Source organism: Kribbella sp. NPDC055110 (genome assembly GCF_053607525.1).
The window spans coordinates 627522-651341 of sequence record NZ_JBSGTS010000001.1; the positions used below are offsets into that span (position 1 = coordinate 627522).

Here is a 23820-nt window from a genome sequence, read left to right on the forward strand (position 1 = left end):
GGGGCTTCGTGTCTGTCTTTTCTTCTACTGTCGAGCTCGGCCCTGTTGTCGAGCGGTTGCGTGCGTCCGGGTGTGTGTTCGCCGAGGACGAGGCGGCCTTGATCGTCGAGACCGCGCGGGACGCCGCCGAGCTCGCCGCCATGGTCGACCAGCGGGTCGCCGGGTTGCCGTTGGAGTACGTCGTCGGCTGGGCATCGTTCCGTGGGTTGCGGATCGCTGTCGATCCCGGGGTGTTCATCCCGCGTCGGCGTACCGAGTTCCTGGTCGGTGAGGCGCTGCGCTTCACCGACGCGGGTGCGGTCGTCGTGGATCTCGGCTGCGGCTCCGGTGCCTTGGGGGCTGCAGTCGCGGCCGAGCGCGACGTGTCGTTGTACGCCGCTGACATTGAGCTGGCTGCGGTGCGGTGTGCTCGCCGGAACCTGGAGCCGGTCGGCGGGACTGTGTATCAGGGCGACCTGTTCGCGGCGTTGCCGGAGCGGTTGCGCGGTGAGGTCGACGTACTGCTGGCGAATGTCCCGTATGTGCCGACCGACGAGATTCGGTTGCTTCCACCGGAGGCTCGGCTGTACGAGCCACGCGTGACGTTGGACGGCGGGCCGGACGGGCTCGCGATCCTGCGGCGCGTGGTCGCCGGTGCCGGGGAGTGGCTGGCGCCGGGCGGGCATCTGTTCGTCGAGATGAGCGATCAGCAGGCGCCGGCCGCGCGGACGGTGATGATCGAACACGGGTTGGACGCCGAGATCACCACGGACGACGACCTCGGCGCCAACGTCGTGCACGGCATCAAACCCGGCGCTGCACGTGGAGCAGGTACTCCCGGCGGTTGAGCGGGTCGTGGTCGGTGCGCGGGCGTTCGGGGATCGGGCCGGTCACCGGGTGGTAGCGCTCGAACGCCGACTCGAGGACGCCTTCGCCGCGGGTGAGGGCGGGGAGTTGCTGCTCGAGTTCGTACACGGCGGCAGCGGGAATTTCTCCTTCCAGGGTTGAGGTTTCCGCGGCCAGCGCCGGGACCTGCGGGATCGCGCGGAGCCGGGTGAGAGCCGCGAGTACGGCGCGGGTCGTGTCGGTCGGGATGTCCAGACGGAAGCGGTGCATCGGCTCGTGCACCGTCGTACCTGCCTCCTGGAGTGCGGTCATCAGGACCAGCGGGGTGAGGAACCGGAAATCGCCGGCCGTGCTCGACATGCTCTTGTCGAACACGGCATGCGCGTGACTCTGGCGGGCCGAGTAGCCCGAGTGCGTCATGACCACGCGGGCGTCCGGGATCTGCCAGCCGTGGATGCCTTGGTGCAGGGTTTCGCGGACGGTTTCCTCGACGGCCTTGATGAACGCGTACGGCATCGATCCGAGCTCGACCTCCAGTTCGAAGGTGACGCCGGCGTTGACCGGTGCCGCTTCGACGCGGAGCCCGACTGTGGCGAGGAACGGGTTCGCGTCCTTCTTGTTGAACTCGACCGCCTGCCCGGTGCCGGCGATCCGCTCGATGCAGATCGTGGTGGTCTCGCGGAAGTCAACCTCGATCCCGAAGTCGGTGGCCAGCGTCGACTCGATGACCTCCTTCTGCACCTCGCCGTACAAGGAGACGTACGTTTCCTGCCGGAGGTCGTCCTGGCGGAGGTTGATCAGCGGGTCCTGCTCCGCCAGTTGGGTGAGCGCGACGCGGAGATTCCCCTTGTCGGAGCGCTTGCGCGGGGTGATGACCGTCTCGAGCGTGGGCGGGGAGAACGCCTTTGCGGAAACAATCGGCCGCTCCGTGGCAGAAATGTTCCGGAAATCGGTCAGAGTGTCGCCTATGCGGATGTCCGCGAGTCCCCAGAAGCGGCCGATCTGCCCGGCGCGGATCGTGGAAGCGGGGCCCGCGCCGACGACCTCGAGCGCGGTGATCTTCCCGTCCGCGTCGCCGTACCGGACGCGTTCGCGCACCTGGGTCGTGCCGGAGAACATCCGGACGTACGCGATCTTCTCGCCGGCCGGTCCGCGTTCGACCTTGAACACGGTGCCATCGAGCGGTACGCCGGTCGTGCGGGCGCGGGGGAGCAAGTCGCGGATCCCGTCGGCGAGTGCGTCCGTGCCGGCGCCGGTGATCGCGGATCCGAAGTACACCGGGTGGACGATCGCCTGGTGCGTCTGAGCGATGAGTGCCTCGTGCAACGACAGCGGCTCGTTGTCGACGTACCGCTGCAGCAACGCGTCGTCGTGGCGGGTGAGGACGTCGAGCAGCACGTTCTCCTGCACGATGGGTTTGAACGACGCCTCAGGAGTGCCGAGGTACGCCGCCTCGCCCATCGGGACGATCTCCCGGGTGAGTTTCGCGGCGATCTGCCGCAGTACGCCGTCGTACTGCGCGCCGGGCCGGTCGAGCTTGTTCACGAAGATCAAGGTGGGGATGCGGAGACGTTGCAGGGTGCGCATGAGTACGCGCGTCTGCGCCTGAACGCCCTCCACCGCCGAGATCACCAGGACCGCGCCGTCCAGTACGCTCAGCGCGCGCTCCACCTCGGCGATGAAGTCCGGGTGCCCCGGGGTGTCGATCAGGTTGATGCCGACGTCGCCGATCGTGAACGCGGCGACCGCGGACTTGATCGTGATCCCGCGCTGCCGTTCGAGCGCGAGCGAGTCGGTCTGGGTGTTCCCGTCGTCGACGCTGCCGACCTCGTCGATGACTCCGGCGGCGTACAGCAGCCGCTCGGTCAGGCTGGTCTTTCCGGCGTCAACATGCGCCAGGATCCCAAGATTCAGTACTTCCACGCCGCTTCATGTCCTTAGAACAGGTGCCATCGGTCTCCGCAACAGCCATGAAGCGAGGTCGCATGACGGACTCCTTTACCTGACACCTGTTCTGCAGTACACCCCGAGTACACCAACCCCCGTCCCCCTCGAACAAACCATTTAGCCCCCACCTACACACCGCTGCACCTGGAGGTGGTCGGGCGGGAGGTCAGTTGATGTGGGTGCCTAGGGGAGTGCCGTTGAGGATGGCGGGGGCGGCGCCGGGGCGGTCGATGTCGAAGACGTGGAGGGGGAGGTGGTGGTCGCGGGCGAGGATGAAGGCGGTCTGGTCCATCACACCGAGGCCGCGGTCGATGACCTCGGCGTACGTGAGGTGGTCGAACCGCCGCGCGTCGGGGTGCGTGTTCGGGTCGGCGTCGTACACCCCGTCGGTGCCGTTCTTCGCGACCAGCAACGCGTCCGCCTCCAGCTCGACGGCGCGCTGCACCGACGGGTAGTCCGTGGTGGTGAACGGCTGCCCGTTGCCGCAGGCAAGCAGTACGATCGAGCCCTTCTCCAGGTGCCGGAGCGCGCGCAGCCGGATGTACGGTTCGGCGAGGTTGTCGATCGGGATCGCCGTCATCAGCCGTACGCCGTGCGCGCCGAGCGCCGCGAGTCGCCCGCGCAGCAGGACCGCGTTGATCACGGTGCCGAGCATGCCGATGTTGTCCGCCTCGACCCGGTCGATGCCCCAGTCGTCCGCCCGGTTGCCGCGGAACACGTTCCCGCCGCCGACCACGACCGCGACCTGGACGCCGGTAGCGCGCAACGCGATCACCTCGGTCGCGAGATGGGTGAGCCGGTCGCTGGCGAAACCGAACTCGTTCGGGCCGGCGATCGCCTGGCCGGACAGCTTGAGGACGACCCTGCGGTACATGCCGTAGATCTATCACGGGCCGGTTCCGCTGCGTGCCGGGGTCTGCGACGCTGACGGGGTGAGCGAGTTCAAGGAGCAGAACCTGGCCGGCGCACGATTCGAGGAGTCGACGCTCCGGAACGCGGTGTTCCAGGACGTCGATCTCAGCGGCGCCTACTTCGACGACGTGGACCTGACCGGTACGACGATCCGCAACGCGCGACTGTTCGACGTTTCGCTGGACGGCGACATCCAGAACCTGACGGTCTGGGGCATCGACGTCGTACCGCTGGTCGACGCGGAACTGAACCGCCGGTACCCGGGCCGCGAGCTGATGCGCCCGACCGACGCCGACGGGTACCGCGAAGCGTGGGACCTGCTCGAACAGCTGTGGTCCGAGACCGTGACCAAGGCCCGCCGACTGCCGCCGGAGCTGCTGCACGAGTCGGTGGACGGCGAGTGGTCGTTCATCGAGACCCTCCGCCATCTCGTGTTCGCCACGGACGCCTGGGTACGTCGTGCAGTCCTCGGCGTACCCGAGCCGTGGGACCCACTCGACCTGCCCCACGACGAGATGCACGACACCCCACCTGTGCCGCGGGACCGCGCTGCGCGTCCGTCGCTCGACGAGGTGCTCGAACTGCGGACCCATCGGATGACGACGGTACGGACGGTCCTCGCGGACCTCACCGACGACCAGTTGGCCGAGCAGACGACGCCCGTCGCGGAGCCTGGGTATCCGGCGTCCCAGAGCTATGTGGTCAGCAGGTGCCTGGGCGCGATCCTGAGTGAGGAGTTCGAACACCGGAGGTACGCCGAGCGCGATCTCGCGACCCTGCAGGCGAGAACTGTCGGTGCGGAGTCCTAGTCTCGGCTCATGGTGCCCGAGACTGGACTGCAGGACTGGCGGAAGCTCGCGCAGAAGCTGCACGCGAGGTTCTTGATCGACGCGTATGCGGACGGCGCGCGCTTCGTGGCCGCGGTCGGGGAGGTCTGCGAGGACGCCGTACCTGAGCTGCGGCTCGGTGCGTCCTTCGTGGACGTCGCGACCCGGGACGAGGACCTGGCGGGACGGATCAGCGCGATCGCGGCGAAGCAAGGGCTGACCGCCGACCCGACGGCTGTCGCGCAACTCGAGATCGGGCTGGACACGGCGGATCTGGCCGAGCTCGGTCCGTTCTGGGCCGCGGTGCTCACCGGCAGCACGGAATCCTTTACGGGCAACGACATCCTCGACCCCACGGGCCGCGTCGCCAACGTGTGGTTCCAGGGCACGACACCGCACGAGACACCACGCCAGCGGTTCCACCTCGACCTGTGGTTGCCACCGGAGGTCGTGCCGGGGCGGATCGCGGCGGCGCTCGTTGCGGGCGGCAGGGTCGTGTACGACGAGGAGGCGCCGACCTTCACCGTGCTCGCGGATCCCCAGGGCAACAAGGTCTGTCTGTGTACGTCGGAGGGCCGGTAAAAGGTGGAGCGCCGTACGACGTGCTCTGCTACGGTCGTGCTGAATCTAGGAGGTGTGTGATGGCTTGCAAGGTGATCCGGTTCCGCGCCATTCCCTCCTCGTGTGCTGCCCGCTGACCGGCTGACAGCTCTTTCCGGACCGATTGGTGCGTCGCGGCATCTGGCCGCGGATCACGTGCGCCCTCGAACAGGTGCGCACTCCGTGCCGATCGAACCGGAGATTCGCTCATGTCCTCCGTGGACATTCAGCTTCATGCCGCCCTCGCGCGCGCCGCCGCCGGCGTGCCGCATCACGAACTGCGCCGCCGAGCCGCCGCGCTCTCACACCGCTACCGCACCGAACAAATCGACGAGGCGACGCCCGGTGTCAGCGATGCCCTCGACGCCCTGGCGTACGCCGTCGTACGAATGCCGGCCACCTTCCGCGCGCTCCACGTGGCGCTCTCGATGGCCGAGCGCCACATCGACTCGCCCTTCACCACGCACCTCGACTTCGGCGGCGGGACAGGAGCGGCGGCATGGGCCGCCGCGTCCCTGTGGCCGGCGATCAGCACCGAGATCGTCGAACGTCAGTCGGCCGCCGTCCACCTCGGCGAGCAACTTGCCGCCGGCAACTTCCCGTCCAGCTGGTGCTGGACAACCGCCGACCTCCGCGACTGGAGCAGCTCCGGCCCGGTGGACCTGGTCACGATCGCCTACGTCCTGAACGAGCTCACCGCGGACGGTCGCCACGACCTGATCCACACGGCGGCGCGCTCCGCGACCACGATCGTTGTCGTCGAACCAGGTACGCCGAGTGGTCACCGCCGTACGCTCGACGCCCGTGAACTCCTGATCGGGCAAGGATTCGCGATCGCGGCGCCCTGCCCGCACCAGGGTCCGTGTCCGGTCGGCTGGTGTCACTTCGCCACCCGCCTTCCACGCACCGAACTCCATCGCATCCTCAAGGACGGCACCCGCAACTTCGAGGACGAGAAGTTCGCGTACGTCGTCGCGACGCGGTGCCCGGTTCGCCCGGCCGCGGCGCGAGTACTGACCCGGCCGATCCGCCGCAAGGGGCAGGTCGTCCTGGATCTGTGCACCGCGAACGGTACGGCGGAGCGCGTCGTCGTACCGAAGTCGTCTCCGTCGTACCGGGTTGCTCGCGGCGCATCGTGGGGTGACGAATCGCCGACGATCAGGCGATGACGAGCCGGGTGATCGATCCGTCGATCAGGGTGAAGGTGAAGTCGAGGTCGACGGTTCCGCCGGGGAAGTTGCCTTCGAGGTGGTGGGTCGCGACGTAGGTCTGTTCGTCGACCTGCCGCGCGCTGACGAGTTCGATCGTGTAGGTGTACTCACTGGCCGAGCTCGCCAGCCAGGCGCGGATCTCGTCGTGGCCGCGATAGGTCTTGCCCTCATCGGTGACCTCGGCGTCATCGGCGTACCAGCGCATCGCGGCTGGGACGTTCCGGGTGACTTGGCTGATCAGGTACTTCGTAATCGTGTCAGGCAGCATGCCGACGACTCTGCGGCCTCTCGGTGGGGGAGACGCAAGGAGTTGACTCTCTCCCCGGGGGAGGGTGCAGGCTGAACAGCGTGCGGAGCGGACTGACGATCGGCGAGTTTGCGCGGGCGACGCATCTGAGCGTGCGCACGCTGCGGCGGTACCACGAGAACGGGTTGCTCGAGCCGGCGGCCGTCGACGCATCCAGCGGCTACCGGTACTACGCCGTCGAGCAGATCCCGTCTGCTCAGGTCATCCACCGGTTGCGCGAGCTCGACGTACCGCTGGCGGAGGTCGGCAAGATCATCGCGACCGACGACCCCGTCCGGCGCGCGGAGCTCGTCACGGTCCATCTCGAACGGCTGCAGGAGACGCTCGAACGGACCCGAGCAGCCGTGACCTCGCTGCAACGGCTACTCACGCCCGCTCCTGGAGAGCTCGCGGTCGAGCTGCGCTCGCAGCCGGCCACCTTGGTTGCCGGCATCACCGACGTCGTGAGCCTGGACGAGGTTCTGCCGTGGTACGACGGTGCGATGGCCGAACTGGACGCTGCCGTCGCCGAACCGGTCGGTCGGCCCGGCGGGCACTACGACGACGAACTGTTCGCCGAGGGCCGAGGGATCGTTCTCGTCTACTACCCCGTGGCCGAGGCGCCGTCATACGGCCGGGTGCGCCCGATCGAACTGCCCGCCGTCGAGCTCGCGGCCACGATCCACCACGGACCTCACGACGACATCGACGTCACCTACGGCAGGCTCGCGACCTGGGTGCACGAGCAGGCGCTGGCTGTCGCGGGCCCGGTGCAGGAGACGTACTCGATCGGCCCTCGAGACGACTCGGACCCGAGCACCTGGCGCACGGAGATCGCCTGGCCGGTCTTCCGCATGAGCTGAGCGGTCTCGTAGCCGCCGGAGGCCTCCACGGGCTGTTTTGTCAGGCGTCGAGGAAGGTGGTGACGGTGTCGAGGACCAGGGGAGTGCGGGCGAGGCCGGTGAAGTGTGTCGTACCGGGGAAGATCGCCAGCTGCGACGCGGGGACACCGACGAAATCGCCGTTGACGTCGCCGCCGCGGAGCTGGTGGAAGCGGACGACGTGCTCGAGCTTCACCGCGTCGGAGTCGCCGAACGTCAGCAGCGTGGGGGCCTCGATGCCGCGGATGTCGTCGTCGCTCCAGCCGCTGGTGCCGCGGTCGTAACTGCCGAGCTTGTCGAGCAGCGTCTGCAGGTGGTCGTGATCGGGATGCGGCGACTTCGCCAGGTAGTCGGCCTCCATCGGCGTACCGGCGATCATCTCGACCTTCATCGCGCCGACCGCCTCCGCGTTCTCCGCGCGCTCCCCGGACGGGTTGAACGAGACCGACGAGATGACGGCCTTGCGGACCAGTTCCGGGTACTCGATCGCGAGGTACAGCGCGACCGCGCCGCCGACGCTGAACCCGAACAGGTCAGCCTTCGGTACGTCGAGGCGCGCCAGCAGCCCCACCACGTCCGACGCCAGTTCCGCCGTACCGAGCGGGCGGTCGATGTCGTTCGTGTACCCGTGGCCCTGGAAGTCGGCGGCGATGACCTTCCGCCCGGCCGACAGCCCTTCCAGGAGCTCCCCGAACTGCAGGTCGATGTTGAACAGTCCGCCGTGCAGCAGCACCAACGGCGTACCGCCCGCGCCGTGTACCTCGTAGTACATGCGCAGCCCGTTCACGTCGGCGTACCCAGTCTGCTTGCTCACAGCTCTCCCACCAGTAGACAAAACGGGTGTCCCGCCGGATCCGCGAGGACGAACAGCGGCTCGCCGTCGTCGGCGCTCCGGTCGTACAGCAGCCTGGCCCCGAGCTCCTCGGCGCGTTGCCGATGCCGATTGAGTTCGTCCACCGACGGTACGGCGAAGTCGATGTGCATCTGCTTCGGTACGTCGTCGGCCGGCCACGTGGACGGCGGCAGTACGTCGACCTGGTTGACGGCGAGTTGGCGAGCGCCGCTCTCGTCGACGAGCACGAGCCAATCGGCCACATCCGTCGTACCGTCCGTCGGCGGCTCGTCGCCCGGGCGATACCGCAGCCCCAGCAGCACTCGGTAGAACTCGGCCAGCCCACGCGCGTCCGTCGTGTCGAGCGCGGTGTGCATGCGCCGCGGGTAGGTGTCCATGGCGGTAACCCTAGTCAGTGCGGAACGAACGCCGGTAGACATTGGGCGGTACGCCGACGACGCGTTGGAAGTGGCGGCGGAGTGTCGTGGCCGTGCCGAGGCCGGTGGCGACGGCAACCTTCTCGATTCCGTCGTCGGTGGACTCGAGGAGCTGCTGGGCTCGGCGGACGCGCTGGGTCAGGAGCCATTGGAGAGGCGTCTGGCCGGTGACCGAACGGAACTGCCGGCCGAGGTGCCGCGGGCTGGTGCTGGCACGTTTCGCCAGGTCCGCGACGGTCAGCGGCTGGTCCAGACGTTCCTGCGCCCAGGCCAGCAACTGCGCGAGCGAGTGATCGCCGTTGACCTGCACCGGCGTCGCCACGAACTGCGCCTGACCGCCGGCCCGGTGCGGCTGTACGACGAGACGCCGGGCGACCGTGTTCGCGATCGTCGCGCCGTGGTCGAGATGGATCAGGTGCAGGCACAGGTCGACGGCCGCCGCCTTCCCCGCCGCTGTCAGCACGTTGCCGTTGTCGGTGTAGAGCACGTCGGGATCCACGACGGCTTCCGGGTAGCGCGCGCTCAGTACGTCGGCGTGCGCCCAGTGCGTGGTGGCTCGCCGTCCGTCGAGCAGGCCGGCTGCACCGAGCACGAAGGCGCCGGTGCACAACGATGCGATCCGTGCGCCGGCGTCGTACGCCGCTCGCACTGCCTCAACCAGTTCGCTCGGCAGTGGCTCGTCGACATCCGCTAGCGCCGGCACGAGTACGGTGTCCGCCCGCGTGATCGCGTCGAGCGGTTCGGTCGGCTCGACCAGGAACGGCCCGACCTGTACCGGCCGCGGTCCGCACAGGCGTACGTCGTACCACTGGTCGACTCCGAGCGGTGGATTGCCGAAGATTTCGTACGCGATCCCGAGCTCGAAGTGGAGCAGGTGTCCGGCGGTGGCGAGCGCGACGGTGTGCATGTCCGAAAGTGTACGGATGGTGTCGTTCCGGACTCTCACGCCGGCCGGTGGAATCCGGCGAGACTCGTCCTCATGAACGCAATCGTGGTGTACGGCGCCACCGGTCACACCGGCCGCTTCGTCGTCGAGGAACTCCTCCGGCAGCACCTTCCCACCGCTGTCTCGGGTCGCAACGCGGCGGCCCTCGCCGCGCAGTGGGGTGACCTCGACGTCCGTCCGGCTGCCGTCGACGACCCGCACGCACTCGATGTGGCCCTGAAGAACGCTGCGGCCGTGATCAACACCGCCGGGCCGTTCGCCACGACCGCAGACCCGATCATCGACGCGGCCGCCCGCGCGGGAATCCCGTACGTCGACGTCGCGGCCGAGCTGGAGGCGAACGTGTCGACGTTCGCGCGAGAGAGTGCTCTTCCGGTGATCCCGGCGATGGCGTTCTACGGCGGGCTCGGCGACCTGCTGGTGACCGCGGCGCTGGGGGAGCGGACGAGTGCCGACGAGGTGCATGTGGCTTATGGGCTGAGCAGTTGGCACCCGACGCCCGGCACTCGGGCCGCCGGTCAGGTTTCGGACGATCGTCGGAACGGTCATCGGGTGCGGTTCAGCGGCGGGCACCTGCAGTATCACCAGGATCAGCCGGTCCAGGATAACTGGACGTTCCCGGATCCGTTCGGCCGGCGGCGCGTGATCGCCGAGTTCACGATGGCCGACGTGATCACGATCCCGACGCACATCGCCGTACCCGAGGTCCGTACGTACATGACGCTCGAAGCCGCCGGTGATCTCGCGGACTCGGACACGCCGGCACCGGCGGCCGTCGACGAGCTCAGGCGGTCGGATCAGACGTTCGTGGTGGACGTCCGGGTGCGGACCGGGGGCGAGGAACGGCGGGCGACGGCGACCGGGCAGGACATCTACGCGATCTCGGCGCCGCTCGCGGTCGGGGCGGTACGCCGGATCCTTGCGGGTGAGACGCGCTCGTCCGGGGTGGCGTCGGCGGGTGCGATGTTCGACGCGGTCGAGTTCCTCAAGGATTTACCGCTGACGCTCGACCTGCCGTAAATCGATTCCCTCCGGGAGAATGTTGCGATGCCGCCCCACAGCAATCTCCCTCGCCGTGACTTCCTCCGTCTGACGGCAGCCGGTGCCGTCGCGGGAACTGTGGGGACCACTCTCCCCGCGTACGCCGCCCGTACGGACGACATCGACTACACGGCGCGTAAGACGTTCGACGACTGGGATCGGCTGTTCCAGGAAGGCGGGCCTGGGCAGCCGGATCAGCCGAACGACAACACGAACCGCGACGGCCGCTCCGGCATGCTCGCCTGGAGTCAGTCGTATGTGCTGCTCGGGCTGGTCCGGATGTACGAGAGGTACCGTGACACCTACTACCTGGACCGCCTGATCGACAACGTGGACCAGGTCCTCGCGGTCCGCGACAGCGTACGCGGCGTCACGGACTACCGCGGTCTCTCGCTCCCCGCCTGGCGAGCCGACCACCCGTACACGACCGGCTACGCGACCCTTGCCGACAGCAACGGTCAGCCGCTGCTCGACCTCCGCGAGGCGCTGTCGTACGCCGAGGACACCACGGTCACCGTCACCGCCGGGACCCGCCCGGACACGTTCACCGTCAAGCTCGTCAACACGTTCGTGAACCGCACGGTAACGCTATCCGACCTCTCCCTGGATCCGGCGAGCCCCGACTACGCCGTGAGCCGCGTCTACGCGGCCGCCCCCGGCCCGCTCCAGCTCACCGCCGAGGACCGACGTACGGCTCCGCGCGCAGGCGACGTACCGCGGTTCGGCATGTACGAGATGCACTGCAAGCCGGTGATCTTCGCGGTCCACACCGGGATGATCACCTACCCGATCGCGAGCTTCGTCCGGATCGTTGCCGGCTCGCCGGTGCTCCGACGACGCTACCGGCGGAAGGCGGCCGAGTACCTCACGGCGTGCCGCGACGCGGTCGCCGTACACGACTGGGAGTACGAGATCGGCGGTCATCTGATCTGGCCGAAGGGGCAGCCGCTTGCGTACGACGGGTGCGAGCAGCCGATCAACCAGTCGGTCGGCCTCGGGCAGACGCTGGTCGAGCTCGCGCTGGCAACCGGAGACAGCGGTTACCGGCGGAAGGTCGCTGCGATGGGGCGAATGCTCGCCGGTCAGCTGGCAGCCGACGCTGGTGACGCCTACCAATGGCATTACTGGCCGGCCGGCGGCCGGATCTACGAGGGGTTCACGAAGACGGGAAACCCGGAGACCGATCTCTCGATCTTCACGCCGTCGGGTGGGCCGGCGCGGCAGTTCGAGGACATCAGCCACGGCGCGATCGACGTCGAGTTCGCCGTACGGGCGTTCCGGGCGCGGCTCGCGTTCACAGGCCGGGACATGGAGCGGCTCGCGCGGACGTTCACCCAGAACGTCGCGACGACCGACGCCGACGGGCTCCCCGCCGTACACACGACCGTGGGCGGCACCGCGATCGGCGCGGCCTCGGTCGCGCACCAGGCCCCGCGCTGGATGCAGGTGAGCCCATGGGATCCCCAGGTCCACGCACACTGCCTCGCCCTCTACAACCGGTACCAGCCGACACCGGAACGCGACGGGCAGCAGGCGATCGGCTTCGGCTGGCTCCTGGCCAACGTCGCCTACCTGAACTGGGCAGCCCGATGACCACGACTTTTCCTGGTCTACGACGTTCTGTGACCTAGGCTGGTGGGGTGGAGGGGGAACCGCTGCTGCGGCGGTCTGTGGGGTTCGTGATTGCCGGGCTTTTGCCATGGGCATGGTTCGTGCTGCGCGACCGGTTCGGCGTCGTCACCGATGTGATCGCGATCGTGCTGCCGGCCATCGTGCTCGTCACCGCTGTCGTCACCCTCGTCGTCGCGGGCGCAGCCAGTGCCTGGGATGCCTGGCGGGTCCCGTCTGAGCGACGAAACCTGGTGCGTCGCCGGCGGCGTCGGATGGCGGTCGTGTTCGCGCTGTCGACGCTGCTGGCCGGGAGCGTCGCGACGTTCGGGCCGTGGATCCCGCACGGCACCGGGACCGTCGACCAGAGTCGCGCCGTACGGATCGCGGCCGCCAACATCGGCAGCGGCGAGCTCGAAGGCGCGGACACCCTGCTCGCGCTCAAGGCCGACGTACTCGTCGTCTCCGAGATCGGTCAGCCGCTGACGGAACGCTTGTCCGAGTCGTACCCGGAGCATGTTGCCGACTGGAAGGGTCCGTCGATCGGCATCTTCAGCCGCTGGCCGCTGACCGTCATCGAGCAGCCCGGCCCGGATCTCCCCGGGTTCATGCTCCGGGTGCACGCGCCGTCGGGCGAGTTCGACCTGATCGCGGCGCACGTGCCGCGTCCGTGGTGGCGGTCGGGCGGGTCGACGTACGACTCGTCGACGGACAACGGGACGCCGTACCAGACGACCGTCGCCGGGCACCACCGGCTGATCGACCAGCTCGCTGCACGGGCAGCGCGCGACGACCGTCCCGTGGTGGTCGCCGGTGACCTGAACACCACGGACCGCGGCCGCGACTACCGGGTCCTCACCGACCACCTCGACGACGCGATGCTCGACAGCTGGGGCCGTCCGTCGCAGGTCGGCAAGTGGTCGCCGTTGCTGGTCCGGATCGACCACCTGTTCGTGAAACCCGGCTGGTGCTCCGACGACAACCACTGGTACTCGATTCCCCGCTCGGACCATCACGGTCTCGTCTCGACGGTCGGACCCTGCCGATGACGACCGAACTATGACTTCCCTTGGCTGTCATGGCACGATTTCACGGTGAGCACCGGTACGACGGATGAGCAGCGCCTGGCCGACCTGGCGCGACTGCGGCGTGTGAAGGACCGGATCGATCGGGAGTACGCGCAGCCGCTGGACGTCGAGGCGCTCGCCCGCGGCGCGCACATGTCGTCGGGGCACCTGAGCCGCGAGTTCAAGCGTGCTTACGGAGAGTCGCCGTACGGGTATCTTATGACCCGGCGGATCGAGCGGGCGATGATGCTGCTGCGGCGCGGCGGGATGAGCGTCACCGACGTCTGCTTCGCGGTCGGCTGCCAGTCGCTCGGCACGTTCAGCACCCGGTTCGCCGAGCTGGTCGGGATGCCGCCGAGCGTCTACAAGGAGAACGCCGGCGACGCCACGCTCGGCATCCCGTCGTGTGTGGCGAAACAGGTGACGCGACCGATCAGGAATCGAGAAGCATCTCCGACGTCCGGCAGCTAGGTTGGCGCCCATGGAGATCAAGATCCTCGCCAGCTTCCTGCCGCACACCGACCCCGAGGAGTCGCTGAAGTTCTACCGCGACATCCTCGGCTTCGAGGTCCGCACCGACGTCGGGTACGGCGGCATGCGCTGGATCACCGTCGGTCCGCCCGGTCAGCCGGACACCGGGATCGTGCTCTGCCCGCCGTTCGCCGACCCCGGGATCACCGAGGACGAGCGCCGGACCATCGGCGAGATGATGGCGAAGGGCACGTACGCCACCGTGGTGCTGCGCACCGACGACCTCGACGGCCTGTTCGAGCGGCTGCAGGCCACCGACGCCGAGGTCATCCAGGAACCGGTCGACCAGCCGTACGGCGTCCGCGACTGCGCGTTCCGGGACCCGGCCGGTAACCACATCCGGATCAACCAGGCCTCCTGAAACGACTGTGGGGAACATACACATGAGCCGCGAAGAACACGTTGCCGACAGCCACGACCTGATCCGGGTCACCGGCGCTCGGGTGAACAACCTCAAGGACGTCAGCGTCGAGATCCCGAAGCGCCGGCTGACCGCGTTCACCGGGGTGTCCGGGTCGGGCAAGAGCTCGCTCGTGTTCGGCACGATCGCGGCGGAGTCGCAGCGCCTGATCAACGAGACGTACAGCGCGTTCGTCCAGGGCTTCATGCCGAACCAGGCCCGCCCGGAGGTCGACGTACTCGACGGCCTGACCACCGCGATCATCGTCGACCAGGAGCGGATGGGCGCGAACCCGCGCTCCACGGTCGGTACGGCGACCGACGCGAACGCGATGCTCCGGATCCTGTTCAGCCGGATCGCGAAACCGCACGCCGGCCCGCCGACGGCGTACTCGTTCAACGTCCCGAAGCGGACCGCGACCGGATCGCTGAAGACCGACAAGGGCGCCGGCGAGACGAAGGTCGTCCGCGAGGCCGTGTACGCCGGCGGCATGTGCCCGCGCTGCGAGGGCATGGGCTCGGTGACGGACTTCGACCTGACCGCGCTGTACGACGAGAACAAGTCGCTGAACGAGGGCGCGCTGACGATCCCCGGCTACAGCATGGACGGCTGGTACGGGCGGATCTTCCGCGGCTCCGGGTACTTCAACCCGGACAAGCCGATCAAGAAGTACACCAAGAAGGAACTGCACGACCTGCTGCATCGGGAAGCGACCAAGATCAAGGTCGAGGGCATCAACCTCACCTACACCGGCATCATCCCGGCGATCCAGCGGTCGTTCCTGTCCAAGGAAGTGGACGCGATGCAGCCGCACATCCGGGCGTTCGTCGAGCGGGCCGTGACGTTCACGATCTGCCCGGACTGCCACGGGACCCGGCTCAGCGCCGAGGCGCGGGCGTCGAAGATCAAGGGCAAGAACATCGCGGACCTGTGCGCGATGCAGATCACCGACCTGGCCGCGTGGATCCGCGAGCTGAAGGAGCCGTCGGTCGCGCCGCTGGTGAAGGCGCTGGGCGCCGCGCTCGACTCGTTCGTCGACATCGGGCTCGGCTACCTGTCGCTGGAGCGGCCGGCCGGCACGCTGTCCGGCGGCGAGGCGCAGCGGACGAAGATGATCCGCCACCTCGGGTCGTCGCTGACCGACGTGACGTACGTGTTCGACGAGCCGACCATCGGTCTGCACCCGCACGACATCCAGCGGATGAACGAGTTGCTGCTGCAGCTGCGGGACAAGGGCAACACCGTCCTCGTCGTGGAGCACAAACCGGAGACGATCGCGATCGCCGACCACGTGATCGATCTCGGTCCCGGCGCGGGATCCGGTGGTGGCGAGGTGGTGTTCGAGGGCACGCTCGACAAGCTGCGTACCAGCGGGACGCTGACCGGGCGGCACCTGGACGACAAGGCCTCGGTCAAGTCGTCGGTGCGCTCCGGCTCGGGCGCGCTGGAGGTCCGCGGCGCCTCGACGAACAACCTGCAGGACGTGGATGTCGACGTACCGCTCGGTGTTCTGGTGGTCGTGACCGGGGTCGCCGGGTCCGGGAAGAGTTCGCTGATCCACGGGTCGATCGCCGATCGCGAGGGCGTTGTGGCGATCGACCAGGGCGCGATTCGTGGGTCGCGGCGGAGCAATCCGGCGACGTACACGGGGCTGCTGGATCCGATCCGGAAGGCGTTCGCGAAGGAGAACGGCGTGAAGCCGGCGCTGTTCAGCGCGAACTCCGAGGGTGCCTGCCCGGCGTGCAAGGGCGCGGGCGTGATCTACACCGAGCTCGGTGTGATGGCGACCGTCGAGGCGCCGTGCGAGGAGTGTGAAGGTCGTCGCTTCCAGGCGGCTGTGCTGGAGTACACGTTCGGCGGGAAGAACATCGCCGAGGTGCTCGCGATGCCGGTGTCGGAGGCGCTGACGTACTTCGCCGAGGGTGACGCACGGACGCCGGCCGCGGAGAAGATCCTGGAGCGGCTCGCCGATGTCGGGCTCGGGTACCTGTCGCTCGGGCAGCCGTTGACGACCCTGTCCGGCGGTGAGCGGCAGCGGTTGAAGCTGGCGACGCACATGGGGGAGAAGGGCGGCATCCTCGTCCTCGACGAGCCGACCACCGGCCTGCACCTGGCCGACGTCGAACAGCTCCTCGGTCTGCTCGATCGCCTGGTCGATTCCGGCAAGTCGGTCATCGTCATCGAGCACCACCAAGCCGTGATGGCCCACGCCGACTGGATCATCGACCTCGGCCCCGGCGCCGGCCACGACGGCGGCAAGGTGGTCTTCGAAGGCACCCCGGCCGAGCTCATCAAGAAGCCGAAGACGCTGACCGGCAAACACCTCGCAGAGTACGTCGCCTGACCGCTACTTGGACTCGACGTCCGCGCGCTTCCAGGCGGTGTCGTCGATCCCCAGCGCGTGCCGCAGGTACGCCAGCGTCACGCTACGGACCGGAAACCTGCGCAGCGGCGAACGCTGCCGCAACTGATCAGGAATCGAGAAGCACCCCTTGGTGGGTCCGGAATAGCGTGAGAGTCACAGAACGTCAGGGGCAGTCGCCCCGGAAATTGGAGACGAAATGACTGGCACGCAAGGCGTCAACACGATCCTGCACCCCGTGACCGACCTCGAGAAGGCCAAGCCGGTGTACGCCGCTCTGCTCGGTGTCGAACCGATGGCCGACTCCCCGTACTACGTCGGGTTCGAGGCCGAAGGCCAGCAGATCGGACTGGTCCCGAACAGCGACATGACCTCCCCGATCGCCTACTGGCACGTGGCCGACATCGAGGCCAAGATCAAGGAGGTCACCGAGGCCGGCGGCGTCCTCAAGGCCGCACCGAAGGACGTCGGCGGCGGGCGGCTCGTCGCCACCCTCACCGATCCCGACGGCAACGTCCTCGGCATCCTCCAGGACCCGTCCTGATCATGTGCCGCGTCCCGGAGGAGTACCGCGCGGCAGTGTTCGGCACAGGGTTCGGCGTGCCCCAGAAGACCGAGGAGCCCACCGGCGTCGAGGAAATCCCGGTGGGCGTGGACGAGCAGCCAGGGCATGATCTGGTCCATGGGCGACCCGATCCGGCACGTGCTGTTCGACGCTGACGGCGTACTACAGGATCTTCCTGGTGGTTGGTACGCCGCCATGGAGCCGTACCTCGGCGACCGGGCCAAGGACTTCCTCCACGAGACCTGGTCCGACGAGCTGCCGATGCTCGCCGGGCGTGGCGACTACCTGCCCCTGCTCGCGGCGTCGCTGGAGAGGTACGGCGTGCGCACACCGGCGACCGAGGTGTACGACGCGGTGTGGAAGAACATCGTGCTGATCGAGGAGTCACTCGACATCGTGCGGACCCTGAAGCGGAACGGGTACGGCGTACACCTCGGCACCAACCAGGAGTGCTACCGCGGCGCGCACATGCGCGAGGTCCTCGGGTACGACGACCTGTTCGACGTCAGCTGCTACTCGTACGACCTCGGCGTCGCGAAACCCGACCCAGCCTTCTTCACCCGCGCCGCGGACCGCATCGGCGCCGACGCGTCGTCGATCCTCTTCATCGACGACACCCCCAAGAACATCACCGGAGCCCGCACCGCCGGCCTCCAAGCCGAACAGTGGACCTTCACCCAAGGCCACCCCACCCTCCACACCCTCCTCACCAACCACGGCGTCACGGCCGCCTAGGTCACTCGACGACGACCTTCCACCCGCACCAACGACTTCTCCACGCTTTCCGGAACTTTTTTGGCGCCAGGTGGCGAAAATGTTCCGGAAAGGTGGGATGTGGGCCTAGTCGCGGTGGCGTTGGAGGAGTTGGCGGGACGACTCGAAGCCGAGGCGTTCGTACACCGGGACTGCCTTGCGGCCGGAGTGGACTGTTACGTGCAGCGCGCCGGCGGTCATCGCGTGCTCCGAAGCAGCCTTCACGAGCGCCGACCCGATGCCTCGACCTCGCGCGTCCGGCGTGACGAAGACGCTCTGAATGTCTCCGGACATCCGCCTCGCCGCCCCAGGTCTCGGGACGCGCGGAACGAGCGCAACCCACGCCATGCCGACGAGCTCCGGCCCATCGAGTCGCGCGACGTACGCCACGTGCAGGTCCTCACGAGCCGCCCACCACTGCCCGAGCTCCACTGCGAATGCGTCGACCGACCGCCCCACCAGATCCTCGTCATTGGTGTCCATCCACAGCAACCGCGCGAGTCCCGCAACATCATCTGCATCAGCCTGACTGATCCGCACGCCCCGAGTCTGTCATGCCACCGGATCCCACCGCGGGCGGTCGGTTTCGAGCAGGCGGAGCCAGATCTCGCTGATGGTCGGGTACGCCGGGACCGCGTGCCAGAGGCGATGCAGCGGAACTTCACCGGCGATCGCGATGGTCGGCGCATGCAGCAGTTCGGCGACATCGGGACCGACGACCGTGAATCCGATCAGAACGTTGCGGTCGGCATCGACAATCATCCGCGCCTGTCCGCGGTACCCGTCGGCGTGCAGCGCGGCACCCGACACTGCTCCGAGGTCGTAGTCGACGATCCGGATGTTCTTGCCGGCGGCGGCTTCGGCGGTCAGTCCGACAGCGGCGACCTCGGGATCGGTGAACATCACCTGGGTGGCGGCGCGTTCGTCGGCCGTGACCGCGTGGCGTCCCCACGGACTCAGGTCGGGCTCCTCGCCACGAGCTCGTACGGCGATCGCGTCGCCCAGCGCCCGACCTTGGTACTTGCCGTGATGAGTCAGGAGAACACGTTTGTTCACGTCGCCAGCGGCGTACAGCCAACCATCACCGACGGGTACGCCGGCATCGTCGACAACAGCGAGTGTGTCGTCGACACGCAGCCAGTCTCCCGGCGTGAGGCCGACATGATCCAAGCCGAGGTCCTTCGTGTTGGGCGTCCGTCCGGTCGCGACGAGAACCTCATCAGCTTCGACCGTCGCGCCGTCGGAGAGGGTCAGATACACCTCGCCGGAGTCCCGACGAGCCTCAGCAACCTCGACGTTCAGATGAAGCGACACACCCGCCGTACGCAGAGCGGCCGCCACATGCTCACTGGCGAACGGCTCTACCCCAGGCAGCAGTCGGCTCTGCGAAACGAGCGTCACCTGCGAGCCGAGAGCAGCGAATGCAGTGGCCATCTCCGAGCCGACGACCCCGCCGCCGATGATGGCCAACCTCGCCGGCATGTTCTGCACGGCGGCTGCCTCGCGGCTCGTCCACGGTGCCACGTCCGCCAGCCCGCGGACCGGTGGGATGTAAGCGCTGCTGCCGGTGGCGATCACGACCGCGTGGCGTGCTTGCACGGTGGTCGTCGTACCGTCGGTTCTGGTGACGGTGACGGTACGGGTCCCGGTGATGCGGCCGTGTCCGCGGACCAGGTTGATCCCGGCGTGGTTCAGCCACTCGACCTGGCCGGAATCGCTCCAGTTGGAGGCGAATCGGTCGCGCCGAGCGAGCACCGCAGCCGGGTCCAGGTTGCCGTTGACGGTCTGGCCGGCGGCTGGGAGTGCGCGAGCGGCGCGTACTGCTGCGGCGTCGCGGAGCAGGGCCTTGGTCGGCATGCAGGCCCAGTACGAGCACTCGCCGCCGATTAGTTCGTGTTCGACGATCGCCGCGGTCAGGCCGCCTTGCACCACGCGGTCGGCGACGTTCTCACCGACCGGTCCGGCGCCGATGATCACGACGTCGAAGAGCGTCTCCGTCATGTCAGTTCGCCTTCGCGGCGAGGCGCTGGAGGCGGATCGCGGAGATCAGGAAGAAGATGCCGCCCAGGATCGCGTACCCGGCGATGCTCGTGAGCGAAGGCTTCGGCCCACCGGCCATCACGATGAAGCTGCTGCCGGCGAGGACCGAGATGCCGCCGCTGAGAATCATCGCCCACTGACCACCGAGCCGATAGCGCAGGATCGCGACGATCAGCTGGACGATGCCCGCGGTGATCGCCCACGCACCCCACACCCGCAGCACGCTCGGGATCCCGGACGCGGCCGCGATACCCAAGCCGATTGCGGAGAGCAGGCTCAACGCCATGTTGACGTAGAGCGGCGCCTTCGGTCGCGACGTACCCGAGGAACGGAAGTCGACCACCGCCGCCGCGACATCGAACAGCGGATAGATCACCAGGAGAGCGGTTGCTCCCGGATTGATCTTCTTGGCGATCGCCATCGTCAGGACGGCCCAGACGATCGCGAACCCGAAGCGGACGTAGTACAGGGTGCGCAGCGTCTTCGTACTGTCGGCGGCGCTCACCGTGCCGGTGGCGGCTGCATATGAACTGGACACCAGTTGCCTCTCATCGAAGTAGATAGAACGATCGGTACACCTGGAGCCTGCCGCACGCTGTCTCCCGTTGTCAAGACCGATCGTTCTATCTGCTAGCCTCGAGTCAGCAGGTCACGAGAAGGGGAGGCGGTATGTCGGAAGCACGGAGGCGACTGCTCAACACGGCGACGGGGCTGTTCTACGTCGAAGGCATTCGCGCTGTGGGCGTCGACCGCGTCATCGCCGAGGCGCAGGTGACACGCGCAACGCTGTACCGGCATTTCCCGAGCAAGGACGACCTGATCGTCGCGTATCTGACGGAGGCCGACGAGGCGATCCGCGCGCAGGTGACCGCCGCACGGGCGCAGGACGCGAGCCCGGACGACATCATTCGAGCCGTCAGCCGGTCGATCGCCGACGACATCCAGAGCCCCGGCTTCCGCGGGTGCGCCTTCCTCAACGCCGCTGCGGAGTACCCGGACCCGGCGTTCGCCGTCCACCAGGCGGTCGTCAAGCACCGCGAGTGGTTCCTGTCCACGATGACCGAACTCTTCACCGACCTCGCGAAGATCGACCCCGAACCCGCAGCCCGGCACTTCGTCATGCTCCGCGACGGCGCCATGGCCGCCGGCTGCCTCACCGACCCGAAGCCCGTCTGCGAAACCTTCCTCCGCGGAGTAGAAGGCCTCCTCACCTACCGCAGCCGCGAGCAGCCCGTCCTCTGATGGGTAGCCGTCGTACGTCGACGGCTGTGGCATCGGTTGAGTCAGGTCGCCTCGAGGACCACTTCGACGACTCTGCTGAACGCGTCGCGGGCCCGGGCGGCGTCGTCCCTCAGCCCTGCCAACGCGCAGGCGGACGGCGGCAGGTCGCGGAGCGGGATGGTGACCACGTCGGGGTGCTGGAAATGCTGTGCGAACGGCGCGACGGTCGGATGGATGAGTTGACCCCGCGCCAGGAGGTAGAGGAGTTCGGCGTTGTCGTCGACAGGCGCGTCGACGAACCGGATGCGTCGGCCTGATGGTGCTCTTGCCGGACAGGTCGCCTCGACCAGTTCGAGGGGTACGCCGTGGGGTCGCCGGACGTCATGACCGATGAGATCCTCAGTGGACAGGTCGCTGCGGCCGGCGAGCGGGTGGGTTCTGCCGACCATGACGACGCGCTCGTCTGCGGTGCTCAGCACCGGACCGACGGCGATGTCGGGTTGGTCGAGGGGGAGTCGCGTGACAACGAGGTCGACCTCGCGCCGACGCAGCGGACCGAGGCGGTCATCGAACGGCGTGGTGGTCAGCTGCACCTTGGCGCCCGCGTAGACCGCCTCGTACCGTTCGATCGCTCGGCTCAAGACGTCCACCCCGGAAACGGCATTCAGCAGACCGACCCGCACCACGCCCGGTCCTCGGCCGCGAGCTCGGGCTTTGCGCAGCACCCGGTCCAGGCCGGCAACCGCCGGATCCAGCTCGCCGTACAACTCGCGTCCGGCCTCGGTGAGCTCGACGACGCGACTGGTACGGCGGAACAGCGGGGAACCGCCGAGCTTGCGCTCAAGGGCCTGCAGGGTCTGGGAAACCCGCGAGGTCGTCAGGCCGAGCCGCTCGGCGGTGCGTCCGAAGTGCAACTCCTCAGCAAGTACCAGAAACAGGCGCACTTCACGCAGCTCGACCTCCGGCATCATGAATCGACGCTACACGTTGCGTGGAGCAGATCGTCGTTGATGCTGCCGGCTCACGCTGCGAGGCTCGGAGCTATGAAGCCCGGCAACGTCATCACGGTGGGTGTGCTCACCCCGCACGCCGCGGAGGGTACGCGCGCCGAGATGCGGTGCATGGCTGCGACGCACGTCAGCGTCCACGTCTCGAGGACGGGTGAACCGCCGACGTCCTTGGCCGACTTGGCAGCGCGGACCGCCCCGGCCGTCCTCGATGAGGCGGTATCGCGGCTGCCAATTGCCGCACTCGACGTACTGGTCCTCGCATCGACGAGCTCGGGCTACGCCATCGGGTACGACGCAGAATCGGCGCTGGTGCAGCGGCTCGGTGAGCGGTGGAGCCTGCCCGCGTTCGCTACCTCCGGGTCGACGGTGACGGCATTGACGGCGTACGACGTCCAGCGTGTCAGTCTCATTCACCCGCCCTGGTTCGGGTCCGAACTCAACGAGCTCGGCACCGAGTACTTCCGCAGTCAGGGCTTCGAGGTCGTCGAGGCTCTGATTGCGGACCTTCCGAACGACCCCGACCGGATCGAGCCGGCCTCAGTCGTCGACTGGATCTCCAACCAGGTCAGCCCGCGTGCCGAGGCCGTGGTCATCGGCGGCAACGGCTTCCGGGCGGCTCGAGCCGTCCAGGCGTTGGAGAACAGCATCGGACGTGTCGTTCTGGAGGCCAACCAGGTCCTGCTCAGATCCGTCCTCGACAGTGCTGGGGCATCGGTCGCCGTCGGCGGGTTCGGCAGGCTGCTCAACGAAACCATTCAAGGAACGAGAGGTAGTCATGCGTAACGTCGTGCTGTACATGTCCATGTCGCTGGACGGGTACGTCGCCAGCGACCGCGAGCACCCTGGCGTCGCGATCGCCGACCCTGACGTGAAGCAGTGGAAGCTCGAACAGATCAGTAAGGCCGGCGCCCACCTGATGGGTCGCGTCTCGTACCAGGAGATGGCGCCGTTCTGGCAGCAGTCCGACGACGCGTACGCCGCGCCGATGAACGACATCCCCAAGGTCGTGTTCTCCAAGACGCTCAGCGACGCCGAGGCCACGTGGCCGGTGACCCGCGTCGCCCGCGGAGACCTCGCGCCCGAGATCGCCGCCATCAAGGCCGAACCCGGCGCTGACGTCATCGTCTGGGGCGGAGCCGGCCTCGCCGGGGCGCTGGCCGCGGCGGACCTGATCGACGAGTACCGGCTCCTGATCCAGCCGATGGTCCTGGGCCAAGGGCAGGCTCTCTTCGACCAGTTGCCGGAGTCGCGACACCTGGATCTGGTCGAGGCAACGCCGTTCCCCAGCGGCATCGTCGTACACATCTATCGCCCGCAACGCCTCTGAGGCCCGGCCACATCGCGGTCGTTCGCGAGGGACTTTGCCCAGCGGTCGGCCTGGTTGCCGAGGAGGTCGTTGGTGAGTCGGCCCATCGCAACGAGCAGACCGAGGGATCCGGCCGTGATGAGGATCGCGAGCAGCATGTAGTTCATCGTCGGAGGGATCGACGCCCGGAGACAGTGGCAAGAATGCCTATC

General features: G+C 68.0%; 27 protein-coding genes. 16 read left to right on the forward strand and 11 right to left on the reverse strand.

The genetic code is table 11. The features are described from left to right. Positions 1 to 8: 8 nt before the first annotated feature. Positions 9 to 827, forward strand: a complete 819-nt coding sequence (locus ACWF0M_RS02730; RefSeq protein ID WP_452233855.1) for a putative protein N(5)-glutamine methyltransferase — start codon at positions 9 to 11, stop codon at positions 825 to 827. Here ACWF0M_RS02730 and ACWF0M_RS02735 read toward each other — a convergent pair. Next, positions 784 to 2748: a GTP-binding protein gene (locus tag ACWF0M_RS02735; RefSeq protein ID WP_452233856.1), complete on the reverse strand. Its 1965-nt coding sequence runs from the start codon at positions 2746 to 2748 to the stop codon at positions 784 to 786. The genes ACWF0M_RS02730 and ACWF0M_RS02735 overlap by 44 nt on opposite strands. 190 nt (positions 2749 to 2938) lie before the next feature. Next, entirely contained in the window at positions 2939 to 3646 is a 708-nt protein-coding gene (pyrH, locus tag ACWF0M_RS02740; protein WP_452233857.1) for a UMP kinase, read from the reverse strand. A gap of 58 nt (positions 3647 to 3704) precedes the next feature. Between pyrH and ACWF0M_RS02745 the strand changes: the two genes are divergently transcribed. The 3 genes from ACWF0M_RS02745 (at position 3705) to ACWF0M_RS02755 (ending at position 6280) form a co-directional block, all read left to right on the forward strand. Beyond that, positions 3705 to 4493 carry a DinB family protein gene (locus ACWF0M_RS02745; protein WP_452233858.1) on the forward strand — a complete coding sequence of 263 codons (789 nt, stop codon included), beginning with the start codon at positions 3705 to 3707 and terminating at the stop codon, positions 4491 to 4493. Between the two features lie 9 nt (positions 4494 to 4502). After that, on the forward strand, positions 4503 to 5093 hold the full coding sequence (locus tag ACWF0M_RS02750; RefSeq protein ID WP_452233859.1) for a VOC family protein: 591 nt from the start codon (positions 4503 to 4505) through the stop codon (positions 5091 to 5093). A gap of 236 nt (positions 5094 to 5329) precedes the next feature. Next, complete coding sequence (locus ACWF0M_RS02755; protein WP_452233860.1) at positions 5330 to 6280, forward strand: small ribosomal subunit Rsm22 family protein; 951 nt, start codon at positions 5330 to 5332, stop codon at positions 6278 to 6280. Here the strand turns inward: ACWF0M_RS02755 and ACWF0M_RS02760 are convergent. After that, complete coding sequence (locus ACWF0M_RS02760) at positions 6270 to 6590, reverse strand: nuclear transport factor 2 family protein (RefSeq protein ID WP_452233861.1); 321 nt, start codon at positions 6588 to 6590, stop codon at positions 6270 to 6272. The two genes, ACWF0M_RS02755 and ACWF0M_RS02760, sit on opposite strands and share 11 nt — an antisense overlap. Positions 6591 to 6670: 80 nt before the next feature. Here ACWF0M_RS02760 and ACWF0M_RS02765 point away from each other — a divergent pair, with 80 nt between their 5' ends. Further along, complete coding sequence (locus ACWF0M_RS02765) at positions 6671 to 7471, forward strand: MerR family transcriptional regulator (RefSeq protein ID WP_452233862.1); 801 nt, start codon at positions 6671 to 6673, stop codon at positions 7469 to 7471. A 40-nt stretch (positions 7472 to 7511) separates the two neighbouring features. Here ACWF0M_RS02765 and ACWF0M_RS02770 read toward each other — a convergent pair whose 3' ends face one another. The 3 genes from ACWF0M_RS02770 to ACWF0M_RS02780 are packed head-to-tail and all read right to left on the reverse strand — an operon-like array spanning position 7512 to position 9665. After that, on the reverse strand, positions 7512 to 8303 hold the full coding sequence (locus ACWF0M_RS02770) for an alpha/beta fold hydrolase (protein WP_452233863.1): 792 nt from the start codon (positions 8301 to 8303) through the stop codon (positions 7512 to 7514). After that, the gene (locus ACWF0M_RS02775; protein WP_452233864.1) at positions 8300 to 8719 is read right to left on the reverse strand and encodes a VOC family protein; all 420 of its coding nucleotides are present in this window, start codon (positions 8717 to 8719) and stop codon (positions 8300 to 8302) included. Before ACWF0M_RS02775 ends, ACWF0M_RS02770 begins: the two co-directional genes overlap by 4 nt. A 10-nt stretch (positions 8720 to 8729) precedes the next feature. Then, positions 8730 to 9665 (reverse strand): helix-turn-helix domain-containing protein, encoded by a 936-nt coding sequence (locus ACWF0M_RS02780; protein ID WP_452233865.1) that lies wholly within the window; start codon positions 9663 to 9665, stop codon positions 8730 to 8732. Between the two features lie 72 nt (positions 9666 to 9737). Between ACWF0M_RS02780 and ACWF0M_RS02785 the strand changes: the two genes are divergently transcribed. From ACWF0M_RS02785 to ACWF0M_RS02820, 8 genes are all read left to right on the forward strand, one after another. Next, positions 9738 to 10724: an NAD(P)H-binding protein gene (locus ACWF0M_RS02785; protein WP_452233866.1), complete on the forward strand. Its 987-nt coding sequence runs from the start codon at positions 9738 to 9740 to the stop codon at positions 10722 to 10724. A gap of 27 nt (positions 10725 to 10751) precedes the next feature. Beyond that, the gene (locus tag ACWF0M_RS02790; protein ID WP_452233867.1) at positions 10752 to 12338 is read left to right on the forward strand and encodes a twin-arginine translocation signal domain-containing protein; all 1587 of its coding nucleotides are present in this window, start codon (positions 10752 to 10754) and stop codon (positions 12336 to 12338) included. A 47-nt stretch (positions 12339 to 12385) separates the two neighbouring features. Further along, positions 12386 to 13402 (forward strand): endonuclease/exonuclease/phosphatase family protein, encoded by a 1017-nt coding sequence (locus tag ACWF0M_RS02795; RefSeq protein ID WP_452233868.1) that lies wholly within the window; start codon positions 12386 to 12388, stop codon positions 13400 to 13402. Between the two features lie 45 nt (positions 13403 to 13447). After that, complete coding sequence (locus ACWF0M_RS02800; RefSeq protein ID WP_452233869.1) at positions 13448 to 13891, forward strand: helix-turn-helix transcriptional regulator; 444 nt, start codon at positions 13448 to 13450, stop codon at positions 13889 to 13891. A 10-nt stretch (positions 13892 to 13901) separates the two neighbouring features. After that, positions 13902 to 14312, forward strand: a complete 411-nt coding sequence (locus ACWF0M_RS02805; RefSeq protein ID WP_452233870.1) for a VOC family protein — start codon at positions 13902 to 13904, stop codon at positions 14310 to 14312. Positions 14313 to 14334: 22 nt separating this feature from the next. After that, entirely contained in the window at positions 14335 to 16695 is a 2361-nt protein-coding gene (locus ACWF0M_RS02810) for an ATP-binding cassette domain-containing protein (RefSeq protein WP_452233871.1), read from the forward strand. A 217-nt stretch (positions 16696 to 16912) separates the two neighbouring features. Continuing rightward, positions 16913 to 17257 (forward strand): VOC family protein, encoded by a 345-nt coding sequence (locus tag ACWF0M_RS02815; protein WP_452233872.1) that lies wholly within the window; start codon positions 16913 to 16915, stop codon positions 17255 to 17257. Between the two features lie 126 nt (positions 17258 to 17383). Beyond that, positions 17384 to 18013 (forward strand): HAD family hydrolase, encoded by a 630-nt coding sequence (locus ACWF0M_RS02820; protein WP_452233873.1) that lies wholly within the window; start codon positions 17384 to 17386, stop codon positions 18011 to 18013. 105 nt (positions 18014 to 18118) lie between these two features. Here ACWF0M_RS02820 and ACWF0M_RS02825 read toward each other — a convergent pair whose 3' ends face one another. Genes ACWF0M_RS02825 through ACWF0M_RS02835 form a run of 3 tightly spaced genes read right to left on the reverse strand, consistent with a single transcriptional unit; the run spans position 18119 to position 20609 of the window. Beyond that, entirely contained in the window at positions 18119 to 18571 is a 453-nt protein-coding gene (locus tag ACWF0M_RS02825; protein ID WP_452233874.1) for a GNAT family N-acetyltransferase, read from the reverse strand. Positions 18572 to 18583: 12 nt separating this feature from the next. Continuing rightward, positions 18584 to 20032: a dihydrolipoyl dehydrogenase family protein gene (locus ACWF0M_RS02830; RefSeq protein ID WP_452233875.1), complete on the reverse strand. Its 1449-nt coding sequence runs from the start codon at positions 20030 to 20032 to the stop codon at positions 18584 to 18586. Position 20033: 1 nt separating this feature from the next. Then, entirely contained in the window at positions 20034 to 20609 is a 576-nt protein-coding gene (locus tag ACWF0M_RS02835) for a hypothetical protein (RefSeq protein ID WP_452233876.1), read from the reverse strand. Positions 20610 to 20740: 131 nt separating this feature from the next. Here ACWF0M_RS02835 and ACWF0M_RS02840 point away from each other — a divergent pair, with 131 nt between their 5' ends. Beyond that, positions 20741 to 21313, forward strand: a complete 573-nt coding sequence (locus tag ACWF0M_RS02840; RefSeq protein ID WP_452233877.1) for a TetR/AcrR family transcriptional regulator — start codon at positions 20741 to 20743, stop codon at positions 21311 to 21313. Positions 21314 to 21354: 41 nt separating this feature from the next. Here the strand turns inward: ACWF0M_RS02840 and ACWF0M_RS02845 are convergent, their stop codons facing one another. Next, entirely contained in the window at positions 21355 to 22263 is a 909-nt protein-coding gene (locus tag ACWF0M_RS02845; protein WP_452233878.1) for a LysR family transcriptional regulator, read from the reverse strand. A gap of 72 nt (positions 22264 to 22335) precedes the next feature. On the opposite strand from ACWF0M_RS02845, the gene ACWF0M_RS02850 reads away from it, so the two are divergent. Both ACWF0M_RS02850 and ACWF0M_RS02855 read left to right on the forward strand, forming a co-directional pair. After that, entirely contained in the window at positions 22336 to 23085 is a 750-nt protein-coding gene (locus tag ACWF0M_RS02850; protein ID WP_452233879.1) for a maleate cis-trans isomerase family protein, read from the forward strand. Beyond that, on the forward strand, positions 23078 to 23629 hold the full coding sequence (locus ACWF0M_RS02855; protein WP_452233880.1) for a dihydrofolate reductase family protein: 552 nt from the start codon (positions 23078 to 23080) through the stop codon (positions 23627 to 23629). Before ACWF0M_RS02850 ends, ACWF0M_RS02855 begins: the two co-directional genes overlap by 8 nt. On the opposite strand, the gene ACWF0M_RS02860 is transcribed toward ACWF0M_RS02855, so the two are convergent. Then, positions 23608 to 23775, reverse strand: a complete 168-nt coding sequence (locus tag ACWF0M_RS02860) for a hypothetical protein (protein ID WP_452233881.1) — start codon at positions 23773 to 23775, stop codon at positions 23608 to 23610. The two genes, ACWF0M_RS02855 and ACWF0M_RS02860, sit on opposite strands and share 22 nt — an antisense overlap. Between the last annotated feature and the right edge of the window lie 45 nt (positions 23776 to 23820).

Excerpts from the sequence above, each read along its gene's own strand:
- pyrH (WP_452233857.1), bottom strand. The coding sequence starts at position 3,646 with ATGTACCGCAGGGTCGTCCTCAAGCTGTCCGGCCAGGCGATCGCCGGC.
- ACWF0M_RS02750 (WP_452233859.1), top strand. The coding sequence starts at position 4,503 with ATGGTGCCCGAGACTGGACTGCAGGACTGGCGGAAGCTCGCGCAGAAG.
- ACWF0M_RS02760 (WP_452233861.1), bottom strand. The coding sequence starts at position 6,590 with ATGCTGCCTGACACGATTACGAAGTACCTGATCAGCCAAGTCACCCGG.
- ACWF0M_RS02775 (WP_452233864.1), bottom strand. The coding sequence starts at position 8,719 with ATGGACACCTACCCGCGGCGCATGCACACCGCGCTCGACACGACGGAC.
- ACWF0M_RS02780 (WP_452233865.1), bottom strand. The coding sequence starts at position 9,665 with ATGCACACCGTCGCGCTCGCCACCGCCGGACACCTGCTCCACTTCGAG.
- ACWF0M_RS02785 (WP_452233866.1), top strand. The coding sequence starts at position 9,738 with ATGAACGCAATCGTGGTGTACGGCGCCACCGGTCACACCGGCCGCTTC.
- ACWF0M_RS02790 (WP_452233867.1), top strand. The coding sequence starts at position 10,752 with ATGCCGCCCCACAGCAATCTCCCTCGCCGTGACTTCCTCCGTCTGACG.
- ACWF0M_RS02805 (WP_452233870.1), top strand. The coding sequence starts at position 13,902 with ATGGAGATCAAGATCCTCGCCAGCTTCCTGCCGCACACCGACCCCGAG.
- ACWF0M_RS02810 (WP_452233871.1), top strand. The coding sequence starts at position 14,335 with ATGAGCCGCGAAGAACACGTTGCCGACAGCCACGACCTGATCCGGGTC.
- ACWF0M_RS02815 (WP_452233872.1), top strand. The coding sequence starts at position 16,913 with ATGACTGGCACGCAAGGCGTCAACACGATCCTGCACCCCGTGACCGAC.
- ACWF0M_RS02820 (WP_452233873.1), top strand. The coding sequence starts at position 17,384 with ATGATCTGGTCCATGGGCGACCCGATCCGGCACGTGCTGTTCGACGCT.
- ACWF0M_RS02830 (WP_452233875.1), bottom strand. The coding sequence starts at position 20,032 with ATGACGGAGACGCTCTTCGACGTCGTGATCATCGGCGCCGGACCGGTC.
- ACWF0M_RS02840 (WP_452233877.1), top strand. The coding sequence starts at position 20,741 with ATGTCGGAAGCACGGAGGCGACTGCTCAACACGGCGACGGGGCTGTTC.
- ACWF0M_RS02845 (WP_452233878.1), bottom strand. The coding sequence starts at position 22,263 with ATGATGCCGGAGGTCGAGCTGCGTGAAGTGCGCCTGTTTCTGGTACTT.
- ACWF0M_RS02850 (WP_452233879.1), top strand. The coding sequence starts at position 22,336 with ATGAAGCCCGGCAACGTCATCACGGTGGGTGTGCTCACCCCGCACGCC.
- ACWF0M_RS02855 (WP_452233880.1), top strand. The coding sequence starts at position 23,078 with ATGCGTAACGTCGTGCTGTACATGTCCATGTCGCTGGACGGGTACGTC.
- ACWF0M_RS02860 (WP_452233881.1), bottom strand. The coding sequence starts at position 23,775 with ATGAACTACATGCTGCTCGCGATCCTCATCACGGCCGGATCCCTCGGT.